Source organism: Balneola sp. EhC07 (genome assembly GCF_001650905.1).
Classification (GTDB): domain Bacteria; phylum Bacteroidota; class Rhodothermia; order Balneolales; family Balneolaceae; genus Balneola.
Genome location: NZ_LXYG01000014.1, coordinates 155,967 through 168,783 on the forward strand (window position 1 = coordinate 155,967; position 12,817 = coordinate 168,783).

The window sequence follows — 12,817 nt, forward strand, 5'->3', positions numbered from 1 at the left end:
GAGTTCCTCTTAGCTGCGAACTACATTAACTTTTGCGCTGTCTTTCAGGCTTCCCTGTCCGGTAGTTACAACAACTTCTCCGTCTTCAAGTCCTTCCAGGATCTCGATATTGCTTCCGTTTACATAGCCTGTTTTGATGATCTTTTTGTAAGCGAGTGAGTCTCTGACCACGAATACCGTTTGAGTTTCATCCTCTGACATCACTGCAACTTTAGGGATCATTTTTGTACTGAGTCTGGTGTCATAAACAATTTTGACTCTGCCAAACATACCGGGCTTTAGTTTTTCGCTTTTTTCATCAATGATAACGGTCACTTTGAAAGTTCCTGTTGTTGGATCAACGATCGGGCTTATTCTCTCAACATGAGCTTTAAATGACTGTCCGGGTAATGCATCTACTTTAATTTCAGCAGGCTGGTTTTTGTTGATCTTAGCCATTTCGTGTTCAGGTACATATAGAATTGCTTGTAAAGGATCGAAATCTGTTACTCTGTAGACGTTTTGATCAGTGCCGATCATATTTCCTTTTTTGATCAACCTTTCAGAAATAACACCGCTAATTGGAGATTTGATGGAAGTGTGTTCCTGATTCAGTTTGGCAAGTTCATAAGCTGATTTTTGAGCTTCATATTCAAACTGTTTGTTTTGATATTCTTCGACAGAAATGGCTTGTTTGTCGTACAATTCCTTACTTCTTTTGAAGTCGTTGTACAGACGGTCCATATTAGATTTGGCCCGTTCAGCTTCAATTCTGTACTGTTCGTCTTCAATCCTGGCGATTACTTGTCCGGCTTTAACTCTGTCGCCTTCTTCAACTAAAACCTGATTTATAATACCTCTGACCTTAGCAACAACTAAAGCTTCTTGTTCGGCTTCTAAAGTTGCTGTATTTGAGTAGTAAGCAGAAATATCTCCACGGGATACGGTAGTTGCTTCTACGGGGATAACTACGATTTCTTCGTCGTCACCATTTTCATCATTATTGTTTCCTTCGTTTCCGCAAGCTGAAAGTGTAAGGAGTAGTACTGCGGATAAATAGCCAAGTTGTTTAATTTTCATAATAAAAAAGCGTTTGAATTGATTACAAACGCTTAGACGACTCAAAAAAAAAGATGTTACAAGGCAAAGAAAAAAGGGTGGAGTCTCTGGCTGATCTGGAACGGAATCCGCAGAAGCTGAATGATCTATTTGTTTAAATTGCCGTGGTCTAAGTCGAAGAGGTTTAAACCAGGAGGGCGTTTACGCCCGTATTGGTGTGTAAATGTTAATAGCTAAAAACCTGTATAACCGTTCGGACTAAAGTCCTCTCTGGTGAACTTGATGCTGAATGGTGATGTCGATTTGGTCAGGTACACCAGCCAGGATTTCAATCCGCAGCGATTGAAGACCGGTAAAACCATACATTGCAGAACCTAAAGGATCTGCTTGTTCAAGTTGTCTTGATCAAAATCGAAGAGATTTAAACTAGGAGGGCGTTCACGCCCGTTTGTTAAGTTCAGTTTTAAAGTTAGGAGAGCAAATCCTATTTCTTCTTTTTGAAAACTATGTTCCCGTAATACGCTGTAGCCGAACCTTTTGAGTTGTCAGAGTCCGTCATTATAGCAACGCCGGTAATGTTTTTAGGTTCTTCTTCAAAAGCTTCTTTATAAGAATCATAAACATTAGCTGTGGAAGTAATCCAGGTGCCTGCTTTATCATTGCCAGATTCAGTAGCAACCATATGTACCCAATTTGTGAATACGTTTTCCTGAACTCTGCCGATCTTTGCTTTATTTGCCCAAACGTAATTCATAGAACGAAGCGGAATATCAAAGCTGGTAAACGTTTTCATGGTTCCGTATTTGATTCTTTCACCAAATGGAAGATCTTTTCTACTGTATTCATAAGTGATATAGATCCTAGCAGGATAGTCATCACCGTCTTTTTCTGTCATATCTCCATTTTCTAATACGCCATCGATTTTCCATTGCCACTCGATGATTGGATATTCCTTGGGATCAATATCGATTAAATACTTCCAACCGGAAGCAGAATTATTACTTACTGCTTTAATGTGAGGAATGTCACCATCTGTTACTAAGGTATATTCGGTCCAGTCTTTTTTGGGAAGAGTAAGTCGCTGCCACTTATTACCATCTGCATCTTCATCAAATTCAGCAGGATTAAAACTCGTGATCGGAATTACAAGTGAATCCTGAGCGGCAGTAAATGAGCTTAAAAAAGCTACAAGGAAAAAAGTTGCTATAAATGATCTCATTAGATCTGTAATTGGTTAAAGTTTCTTATCTGTTATTGAATACGAACTAAACATCATATCAGTTTTCTGTTATCGTAAACCCAAGGTAGACAAGGAATGTTCACCCAACATCACAAATGTGTAAAAAAGAGACGTTCAATACCCAACACCCAATAACAAAGTTCAAAATTGAGTGTTGGATATTGGACATTGGATATTCCATATATAAGGGGTTGTTTGTGATTTGATCTGTTTGTAATTTAAAAGTCAACGGTGTTGGTTTTGGAAACAAGTTCGTTTCTGAATTAAAAGGGAATTCCGTGATTCTGAATCTTCAGCTAAATCGGAAGCTGTTCCCGCAACTGTAATCCTTTTCGGCAATAGCCGGAACCGCAGCCTCACCTTTGCCACTGATCAATAGGATCGGGAAGGCGCTGCACAAGGAAAGCCAGGAGACCTGCCAATACGTAAATTTTTCATAGCATCTTTCGGGAAAAAAGATCTAAGAATTATTACATGAGGTTTATAACCCTTTTTATAGCTGTTTCACTTTGGCTTTCTGCGAATGTACCGGCACAGGTTGTCTCTGATACTCTGAAAATGAAAGAGATCACGGTTACGTCCACCCGCTATAGAATTCCGGTTATTAAGCAACCAAGTCATACTGTATTGATTGATTCCGTTCAGTTAGCAAATACAAATGGACAATCATTAGGTGAAGCACTAAGCCGATATTCTTCTATTTTTGTTCGTTCAAATGCTCCGGGAGCTGTTTCTTTGGCTTCATTCAGAGGTTTTGGAGGAGAACAAACCCGGGTACTTTGGGAAGGCATGCCGATTAATCATTCTATGCTAGGCGTGCTCGATCTTTCCTTGATCAGGTCAGGAGCATTTTCGTCGGTGGAAGTCAGTTCAGGTTCAGGAAGTTCAACCTATGGAAGTGGTATCAGCGGATCAGTATCATTGGCTTCTTCAATAAATTCCGGAGAATTTTCTGCTGGACAATCAATAGGTTCAAACTCCAATTATATCACATTCGGGAATATCGGATTTGAAGCCGGGAACTGGACGCTGGGTTTAGGCGGGTCAATTCAGGAAAATGAGAACGACTACAGATATTACGACAGAAATACGGAGCAGGAAGAAAATCGAAGGCACGCGACTTTTGATAACGATCAGTTTCAACTGCAAGCCGGATGGAACAAAGAAGGAAAGAGATTTCAGTCAAAATTCTGGTATCTGAAATCAGATCATGAAATTCCCGAAAATGTATTTGTCGGTTCGGGAACTTCCAGGCAAAATGATTCGGCATCCCGTTGGGTAAGTTCATTTCATTTCAGAACGGGGAATGTGCAACACGGAATAAAATCCTACCTGGCACAAACTGAACTCGACTACTTTGACCCGAACAGGAATATTGAAAGTATAAGTACGGGAAGAGAATGGAATAATGAGTGGGCAGCAACCATCTACATTTCGTCAGCGGTGTCGCTCACAAATATAACGTCAGCACACTTTACAGAAGTAAAGACCAATAACTACACTGAGAAGAAATACAGAAATCTTTTAAGTGAGCAGTTGATGGCTGAAATATCACCAACTAAGGCTCTGGGAATTTTTCCCACTATTAGAGTAGATCACTATTCTGATTTTGGAGCAGCGGTGAGTCCTTCGCTTGGGATCAACTATCAGATCATCGAAGATGAAATATACTTTCATTCACTGGTTTCAAGAAATTTCAGAGCTCCTACTTTTAATGATCTGTACTGGCCAGAAGGTGGTAATGAAGACCTGAAGCCGGAAACTGCAATTTTAACAGAAGCCGGGATCGGAATAACGGATCAGTGGAAAAATGTAGGAGATCACAATCTTGCTTTTTTCAGAATGGATATTTCGAATGGGATTAAATGGAATCCCGGAGGCGGAACTTTCTTCAGGGCTCAGAATTATCTGTCACTGTTAAGTTATGGCGTAGAATGGACTGCTTTCAAAGAATTTGAAGTGGGAACTTATAAACTCAGCTATTCTCAATCTTCAAGTTATACAAGGTCTACAATTGATGAGGCCAGATTTGATGGCGACGCGGCTGTCGGTGATCAACTTCCATATGTACCGAAATGGAAATATTCGGGATCGTTTTCAGTAAGCAGAGGAGATTTGAGAACATCACTATACGGCAACTGGGTTTCAGAAAGATACTCCACAGAACAAAACGACATTCGAGATCCTGAGCCTTCCTACTTCGTGCTGGATGCATCAATTAATTATTCGAAAACCATCAGGAAAACACAATTCGATCTTAGTGTGCAGGTGAATAATATTCTGGATGAGCAGTATGAAGTAGTGCGCCTGTATCCGCAACCCCTTAGAAATTTTTTAATAACACTAACTATAAAACATAAAAACGGTAACTAATGAAAAGACCACTGCTAATTGCATCTGCAATATTAATATCCCTAACCACAGCTTGTGATAAAAGTGATTCTGGCTCAGGAACAACTTTGAACGGAGTATTTGTTCTGAATGAAGGAAATTTTGGACAAGCCAATGCAAGTATCACAGCTTATGATCCTGTAACAGGCGAAGCGTCTCAAAACCAATATGAAAATGAAAATGGTTCACCAATCGGAGATATACTTTACAGCGCTACGGAAATTGGAGATCGTTTATATCTGGTTGTTAATAATTCAAGCAAAATTGAAGTGGTGGATAAGGAAACATTGACAAAGATAGCAACCATCAGAATCGCGAATGAAGCTAGTCCCAGAGAACTGGTTCAGGTAAGTGAAACCAAAGCGTATGTAACAAATCTTTATGGGAATTCAGTTTCCGTGATCGATCTGGTAACCAATGAAGAGGCTTCCATCATTGCCGTGGGATCAAACCCTGAGGGAATAGCTGTTGTTGGCGAGCGTGCTTACGTGGCAAATAGCGGATTTGGTAATGGCAATACACTCAGCATAATAAATACAGCAACAGATGAAGTTACCGGAACTATTACAGTGGGTGACAATCCTGTAAGTATTTTGAAGCAAGACAACGATCAGTTATGGGTAGTTTGTGCAGGAGCTTACGGCGACTTCAGCGACCCTGACGATGACACTCCCGGAATGATCTATGTGCTCAATGGTACAACAGCTGAAGTAGTAACCAGTTTTGAAGTTGGTGGACATCCCGGCGATTTAGTACTCAATGATCTGGATGATGTTGCTTACCTAATGAATGGTGATGTAATGAGTATTGATATGAATAATTTTGAAGTTATAGATTCAGCATTTATAGAAAAGAATTTTTATGCATTAGGGTTTTCCACATCAGATGAAGGTCAATTTATTTGGGGTGCTGATGCCAAGAATTTTGCCCAGTCCGGGTTAGCAATTCAATACGATCTTAACGGTGTAAAGGTGGACAGTTTTCCAACAGGAATTATTCCGGGAGCATTTTATTTTTCAGCGGAATAGGCTATTCAAGTTAAGCTATTGTAAAAAAAATTAAGATTAAATTGTTATCTATATTAGGTTAAAAAATCTAATAAATAGTTTTTAATAAAATTTTCCTTAAAATGAATTAATCATAAATAATAAAATATATAAAATTAGTTTATTTACAATATAAATGTGGATAACTTTCATTTCTATATTATGTAAAAAGCTTTCTTTAATAGTATTTAAAGGAAGCTTTTTTTATTTAACCGTAGATTCGATCTTCAAATTTCAGGTAATAAAAATCATTAATAGCACTGCTTTTTTTAAGAGGATTAATCTGGCAATTGTTAATGTGGATAAGTGCTTCTTTTTGTGGAAAAGTAATTCAGATTTAACTTGCTCACTCCAAGCCTCACATCTATATTAAATCTCACTTCTAAAGGAGAATAGGCTCCTGGCTTAAAGGTTTAACCTGCTCTATCAGCCCGAAGACAAGAAGAAGATTTTAGCAACGAAAAAACGGAGAAATAAATGAAATTTACGCGCTTCTATACTCAAGCGGATTGGAAGACCCCATACGACTCAATGAAATTTGAATCCCGAACTTCGGAAATCAAGAACCCGGATGGTTCACAGGTTTTCCATATGTCTAACGTTCAGGTTCCTGACAGTTGGTCTCAGGTTGCAACAGATATTATAGCGCAAAAATATTTCCGTAAAGCAGGAGTACCGGCCAAGCTTAAAAAAGTTTCTGAGAAAGGAGTCCCAAAATGGTTGCAAAGATCAGAAGCTGATTCAAAAGCGTTGAAAGAACTGGACGAAAAAGATAGGTTTTCTCATGAAGTGGACAGTCGTCAGGTTTTCAGCAGACTGGCGGGTTGTTGGACTTATTGGGGTTGGAAGCATGATTATTTTGACTCTGAGGAAGACGCGAAAGTGTTTTATGAAGAGCTATGCTATATGCTTGCTAACCAAATGGCGGCACCGAATTCTCCGCAATGGTTTAATACAGGTTTGAATTGGGCATATGGAATTAACGGTCCGGCGCAGGGGCATTATTATGTGGATGCAAAGACAGGCAAGCTTACAAAATCAAAAGATTCCTACACGCATCCGCAGCCACATGCTTGTTTCATCCAGAGTGTAGATGATGACTTGGTAAATGAAGGAGGGATCATGGATCTTTGGGTTCGTGAAGCTCGTCTTTTCAAGTATGGATCAGGAACAGGAAGTAATTTCTCCAATATCCGAGGAGCCAATGAGCCTTTAAGTGGTGGTGGAAAGTCTTCAGGATTAATGAGCTTCCTGAAAATTGGTGACAGAGCAGCGGGAGCCATCAAGTCCGGTGGAACAACTCGTCGTGCTGCTAAAATGGTTACCCTTGATTTGGACCATCCGGATATTGAAGAGTACATCAACTGGAAAGTTCAGGAAGAGCAAAAAGTTGCGGCTCTGGTTTCCGGTTCAAAGATCACGCAAAAGCATTTAAAAGATATTATCAAGTTATGCCATACTCCTGTTGAGATCGAAGGCAGAACTTTTAACGGCGCAATGAGTCGTGATCCACTGAAGAATAAAGAGCTTGGAAAAGTAATTCGTCAGGCAAAACGTGATCAGGTTCCACTGAACTATATTGAACGTGTAATTCAGTTGGCAGCTCAGGGCGTTACAGACATTAAGTTTGATACGTACGACACTGACTGGAATTCAGAAGCTTATGCTACTGTAGCAGGACAAAATTCCAATAACTCCGTTCGTGTTCCGAATGCATTTATGCAGGCGGTTAAAGACGACGGACAGTGGAATCTTATCTGGAGAGTTGAAAAAGCAAAAGCGAAGAAAGAAGGTCGCGAGCCGGAACCAATGAAAGTGATTGAGGCAAATGATCTTTGGGATCAGATCGCTTACGCAGCCTGGGCTTCTGCAGATCCTGGAACACAATATCATGACACCATCAACGAATGGCACACTTGTCCGGAAGATGGCGAGATAAAGGCAAGTAATCCTTGCTCTGAGTACATGTTTCTGGATAACACAGCGTGTAATTTGGCTTCTCTGAATCTGATGAAATATTTCAAAGATGAAGAATGCACTACATTTGATGTTGAGTCAATTAGCTATGCTTCAAGAATCTGGACGACCGTGCTTGAGATCTCAGTATTGATGGCTCAGTTCCCATCTAAAGAAATTGCAGATCTGTCATACGTATTCAGAACATTAGGTCTTGGATATGCAAATATCGGAGCCGCTTTAATGGTTCAGGGAATTCCTTATGACAGTGATGAAGGAATAGCGACAGCCGGTGCCATCACTTCGATAATGCACATGAAAGCGTATGAAACCAGTGCTGAAATGGCTGGTGAATTAGGTGCCTTTAAAGGTTACGAAAGAAACAAAGAGCATATGCTTCGTGTGATGAGAAATCACCGACGAGCAGCTTACAATGCTGATCCTAAAGAGTATGAAGGATTAACGGTTAAGCCGATGGGAATCGATGCAACGATCTGTCCTGATTACCTGCTAAAAGCAGCTAAAGAAAACTCAGATCGCGCTGTGGCACTTGGTGAGAAAAACGGATACAGAAATGCTCAGGTAACTGTACTTGCACCAACCGGAACTATTGGTCTGGTTATGGATTGTGATACTACCGGAGTTGAGCCTGATTTCGCATTGGTGAAATTCAAGAAACTTGCCGGTGGTGGTTATTTTAAGATCATCAACCAAAGTGTACCGAAAGCTTTAAAGACATTGGGCTATTCTGCAAAAGAGTCCAAAGCCATTATCGATTACGCTAAAGGCGCAGCTAGTTTAGATGGTTGCCCACATGTGAATCCTGAGACACTAAAAGCGAAAGGATTTACCGATGAAAAACTGGAAGCTGTTGAAGCAGCACTGCCAAGTAGTTTTGATATAAAGTTTGCTTTCAATCAGTGGACTCTCGGTGAAGATTTCTGCAAAGATGTTCTTGAAATTACGGAAGAACAATTAAGTGATGTTACTTTTGATATGCTGCGTCACTTAGGATTCAGTCGCGAGCAGATTACTGAAGCTAATGATTATGTTTGTGGTACTATGACAGTGGAAGGAGCTCCTTATTTAAAAGATGAGCACTTGGCTGTGTTCGATTGCGCAAACAAATGTGGTAGAACAGGAACAAGATTTATTTCAGCTCGCGGTCACATCAGAATGATGGCAGCAGCTCAGCCGTTCTTGTCAGGAGCAATTTCAAAAACCATCAACCTTCCGAACGAAGCTACCATCGAAGACATGAAAGATGCATATATGCTTTCATGGGAAATGATGTTGAAAGCAAATGCGCTTTATCGTGACGGTTCAAAATTAAGTCAGCCGCTGAACAGTTTGGCTGATGTATTTGAAGAACTGGAAGAGGAAGAAGAGGATACTGTAGATGGATCAACAACAGCAGAACAAGACAAAGTTGTTGAAGTTGCTGAGCGAATTATTCATAAATATCTAGCTCGTCGCCAGAGACTTCCATTCCGTCGTGAAGGTTATACTCAGAAGGTTAAGATTGGTGGACAAAGTGTTTATCTGAGAACCGGTGAGTACGAAAATGGTCAGCTTGGCGAGATCTTTATTGATATGCACCGTGAAGGAGCCGCTTTCAGAAGTTTACTGAACTGTTTTGCGATTTCGATCTCTCTTGGTTTACAACACGGAGTGCCGTTAGAAGAGTTTGTGGATGCTTTTGTATTCACCAAGTTCGAGCCAAGCGGAATGGTTACCGGAAATCCTCATGTGAAAATGAGTACTTCAGTGATCGATTATATCTTCCGTGAATTAGCGGTTGCTTACTTAGGTCGTGAAGACTTAGCTCATGTTCCTGCTGATGAGATCTCAACCAGAGATCTTCGTCCAACGCCCGGCGGAGAAGTAGTGGAAACCACCAAAACTGTTGCAAAAGCTCCGGTTGCAGAACCGCAGAAACAAACAGTGGATGCAGTTGCACCACAGGCTAAAGCCAAAGCAGGATCCAGCTACGAAACTGATTACGAAAAGGCTAAGCAATTGGGTTATACCGGTGATGCTTGTCCGGAATGCGGTAGCATGACGATGGTTCGAAACGGAACGTGTATGAAATGTATTACCTGCGGTTCAACTTCAGGTTGTAGTTAAAAGTTGGGGCGGATGACAATCCGCCCTTTACTAAGAATTTCTTTCATGGAGAACAGGATAAACCCTGACCTGCGGAATGTGGGTCGGGGTTTTTTATGGGATTATTAAAGCAGTATCAAATAAGTTAGCTTAACAATTGCGATCTCATTATTCATTATCAGATCTCTGTTCGGATCAAATAGAAATTCATTATCACCGGTAAGGTGGTAAGAAGTGTTATAAACAAAGAACAGATCACTTCCCGGAGTATGGATCCAATCCACACGAAGATTAGCTTGAATATTCCGTGAAAAGTTATCGTACTGTATCAATGTTTTGGTGAAGAGTTTTCTGCTGAACGCTCCCAAAATAGACATCGAAACTGTTGTAGCTTCAAATTCTCCGTTATTTACAGGCAGATCTATAATAGAATGATTGATTCGACCTTCAAGTGTAAGGTGTTGTGATTGTCTCAAACCAAATCCACCACTTATATCTGTTCTGTTACCATTGAAAAATTCACCGAATTCAATGCCTGCATTAGCAAATAATCTTCTGCTTGAATCTGTTTCTCCGTTTATTTGAAAACGATTAAAGGTATAATCTCCTGCCTGAATGGTAGTATTTGGTCGAATGGAGAATGGAGCAAATAATCGTTCGAATTGACTACTGAATTCCATTGACAAACGATCTCTTCTTTGAAATTCAAGCGTGCCGCCAAATTCAAATTCTGTAGATTGTTTTACACCATCCTGACCTTCTATATAATCATATAATCCGCTAATAATAATCCTGTTCAGTGTTTCAACCTTCGGTATCGTTGGGCTGTAACTTCCTCTTACATCATATTGTCTCATATTCCGTCTGCGAACAAAACCAAGAGAAGGTCTATAGTTAACACCAACATTAGTGTAAGATAATTGTCCCGAATACAGATCATTTCTCAACCGAATTGAAGCATGTCCGGCAGCATCATTAAAGAGTTCCTGATCATCCCAAACATTTGTAAACCACGCATTGAAAAGACTGGCACTGCCAAACCGGTACTGAGTATCTATTCCTAAAGCTCTGTTATATTCATTCCCGATCTGTGTATTTGTAAATATAGCACCGGCAGTTGCTCTTGGAAATATGTCGTTTCTAAAACGGATCACAGTATTATTCGTTGAGTTTGAACCCAGAAAATCCTTCATGCTATTTCCTGTCTCAATATTTAACGCTCCAATTGAGGTCTTGCCGATTTGCCCCGTCATTCGTGCACCTGCGAGAATTTCATTGGTCAAGCCAATTCTTCTTGAAAAGTAAGTTTGGGTGCTCTGTAAATTCCCATGTTCAAAAAGTCCGGATCTTTCTAAAAAGAACTCTCTTTTTTCAGGGAAGAATAAGTTAAAACGAGTGAGGTTTAGCTGGACATTATCTGATTCAACTTGAGCAAAATCAGTATTTACAGTAAGGTCTAATGTCAGATTCGACGAAATTCCATATTTAATATCTACTCCAATATCTTCAGTATATTCAACATTGGTATCTTCATTAGCCAGATCGGGACGAATTTCCTGAGCTCCACCTATTACATATGGCTTGATCTCTAAATTTTTACCTCTGTTTATATCTTTAATGCCGGTAAGTTTGCCATACTGAGAAACAGCAGCCAGAGATGTGAAATTTCCATATTCCAAACCAATTCTGGGCCAAAGAACACGTTCGTTCTTTCGGTTTATAGTTCGGGATAACATGATTCCAAAATTTAGCTCATCATCATCCGGAAATCTCAGTTGTCTGAAGGGAATGGAAACTTCTAATGTCCAACCCTGATCGTCAATAATAGTTTCACTAACAAATACAGCATCCCAGGAGAAGCTGGTGATAGTGAGGCGTTCGTCTGTAATTGTAGCGTCGTCCTGAGTTCCCAATGCATTCATTTCGAATAAATATGCATTCCTACCGTCTCCAAATGTATCCAGGCCAATATAGGCGTGATCATCCCGATCATTTCTACCCCCACGTTCGAGATTTTTTGCTCTGATCAGTTCAGGATTCTTGTCGTAGAATCTGAAAGCGAAATAAAGGTTATCCCTGTCATAAGCGATGCGAACTTCAGAATCTTCAGTGGCCGGTTCGCCATCACTTGGCCATACTTGTATAAAATTGGTGATTGGGGAAATACTTTTCCAAACCAGGTCATTGATATCTCCATCAATTTTAGGAGCTTCATTTATAAATACTGCTCTTATCTCATTTTCGGGATTAGCAGTTTGTTGAGAGAAGAGAACCGATGTTCCCAAAATTACACATAAAAGTGAGCTAAAGAATATTCTATATCTGATCATTTTTTTGATTTAAGAAGTCCTGAATATTATTGTTGATACCCCAAACCTGACTGAGATATTTATTCAAGCAAATATAGAAAAAAATCAATTGGCACAACCCTGTTTACAACTTGTATCAATTCAAGTTGCCGTAAGGCTATTTTAATGATGAAAACTTAGTTCGGGTTATCTTGTGAAATACGTTCTTTCTGAACTCTCCGGGTTTTAATTCGTTCAGCAATCTGACACCACCATATTCTTTGTTGCGCTCTTTTATGATTTGCTGGAATCGCTCTTCACCTTGTTGATACTGTTTTTCGTTTTTATATCTGGTGATGAGGATGATATCAAAATCAGCAACTGAGTCGGCTTCTGTTATCAAAAGTTCATATGATTCAATAAAATCCCTCTCTTTTGCTATATCACGTAGAATTTTCCAATTGTTTTCATAATAATAGATCAATTCTTCTTTATTATTATCTACCGTTTTTATGAAATCAAAAATTGATACTTCCTGAGCTGATAATGAACCAGCACTTAACATTGTTAAAAGGAATAAAAGCTTTTTCATAGATCTGAATTTTAATTGACCGTAAGCTCAGATAATATTCAAATTTGAGGATATAATTGTCAATAAGAGGACAAACTACTTGCTTTGCTGTTCAGAAAATGGGTTTTTACCGACCAAAAAGAATTATTGCATAGCTTATCTAAAACCTGCATACTCTCTG

Annotated in this window: 7 protein-coding genes and 1 riboswitch; of the genes, 3 read left to right on the forward strand and 4 right to left on the reverse strand. The window is 39.7% G+C overall.

The window, feature by feature from the left end:
- Nucleotides 1-9: 9 nt before the first annotated feature.
- Together A8B79_RS05995 and A8B79_RS06000 are read right to left on the reverse strand one after the other, a co-directional pair.
- Nucleotides 10-1,059, reverse strand: coding sequence for an efflux RND transporter periplasmic adaptor subunit (locus A8B79_RS05995; protein ID WP_066219440.1), 1,050 nt, complete (start codon nucleotides 1,057-1,059; stop codon nucleotides 10-12).
- A 463-nt stretch (nucleotides 1,060-1,522) separates the two neighbouring features.
- On the reverse strand, nucleotides 1,523-2,257 hold the full coding sequence (locus tag A8B79_RS06000) for a DUF3047 domain-containing protein (protein ID WP_066219443.1): 735 nt from the start codon (nucleotides 2,255-2,257) through the stop codon (nucleotides 1,523-1,525).
- A gap of 239 nt (nucleotides 2,258-2,496) precedes the next feature.
- A riboswitch (cobalamin riboswitch) is annotated at nucleotides 2,497-2,715 on the forward strand.
- 37 nt (nucleotides 2,716-2,752) lie between these two features.
- Here A8B79_RS06000 and A8B79_RS06005 point away from each other — a divergent pair.
- The 3 genes from A8B79_RS06005 to A8B79_RS06015 all read left to right on the forward strand — a co-directional run bounded on the left by A8B79_RS06005 (nucleotide 2,753) and on the right by A8B79_RS06015 (nucleotide 9,798).
- Nucleotides 2,753-4,651, forward strand: coding sequence for a TonB-dependent receptor (locus tag A8B79_RS06005; RefSeq protein ID WP_066219448.1), 1,899 nt, complete (start codon nucleotides 2,753-2,755; stop codon nucleotides 4,649-4,651).
- Nucleotides 4,651-5,697 (forward strand): YncE family protein, encoded by a 1,047-nt coding sequence (locus A8B79_RS06010; RefSeq protein ID WP_066219452.1) that lies wholly within the window; start codon nucleotides 4,651-4,653, stop codon nucleotides 5,695-5,697. The genes A8B79_RS06005 and A8B79_RS06010 overlap by 1 nt, the downstream gene beginning before the upstream one ends.
- 495 nt (nucleotides 5,698-6,192) lie before the next feature.
- Nucleotides 6,193-9,798 carry a vitamin B12-dependent ribonucleotide reductase gene (locus tag A8B79_RS06015; protein ID WP_066219455.1) on the forward strand — a complete coding sequence of 1,202 codons (3,606 nt, stop codon included), beginning with the start codon at nucleotides 6,193-6,195 and terminating at the stop codon, nucleotides 9,796-9,798.
- A 104-nt stretch (nucleotides 9,799-9,902) separates the two neighbouring features.
- Here the strand turns inward: A8B79_RS06015 and A8B79_RS06020 are convergent, their stop codons facing one another.
- Both A8B79_RS06020 and A8B79_RS06025 read right to left on the reverse strand, forming a co-directional pair.
- Complete coding sequence (locus A8B79_RS06020) at nucleotides 9,903-12,107, reverse strand: DUF5916 domain-containing protein (protein WP_066219458.1); 2,205 nt, start codon at nucleotides 12,105-12,107, stop codon at nucleotides 9,903-9,905.
- A 136-nt stretch (nucleotides 12,108-12,243) separates the two neighbouring features.
- Entirely contained in the window at nucleotides 12,244-12,657 is a 414-nt protein-coding gene (locus A8B79_RS06025; protein ID WP_082894080.1) for a hypothetical protein, read from the reverse strand.
- Nucleotides 12,658-12,817 lie beyond the last annotated feature (160 nt).

Excerpts from the sequence above, each read along its gene's own strand:
- A8B79_RS05995 (WP_066219440.1), bottom strand. The coding sequence starts at position 1,059 with ATGAAAATTAAACAACTTGGCTATTTATCCGCAGTACTACTCCTTACA.
- A8B79_RS06025 (WP_082894080.1), bottom strand. The coding sequence starts at position 12,657 with ATGAAAAAGCTTTTATTCCTTTTAACAATGTTAAGTGCTGGTTCATTA.
- A8B79_RS06005 (WP_066219448.1), top strand. The coding sequence starts at position 2,753 with ATGAGGTTTATAACCCTTTTTATAGCTGTTTCACTTTGGCTTTCTGCG.
- A8B79_RS06000 (WP_066219443.1), bottom strand. The coding sequence starts at position 2,257 with ATGAGATCATTTATAGCAACTTTTTTCCTTGTAGCTTTTTTAAGCTCA.
- A8B79_RS06020 (WP_066219458.1), bottom strand. The coding sequence starts at position 12,107 with ATGATCAGATATAGAATATTCTTTAGCTCACTTTTATGTGTAATTTTG.
- A8B79_RS06010 (WP_066219452.1), top strand. The coding sequence starts at position 4,651 with ATGAAAAGACCACTGCTAATTGCATCTGCAATATTAATATCCCTAACC.
- A8B79_RS06015 (WP_066219455.1), top strand. The coding sequence starts at position 6,193 with ATGAAATTTACGCGCTTCTATACTCAAGCGGATTGGAAGACCCCATAC.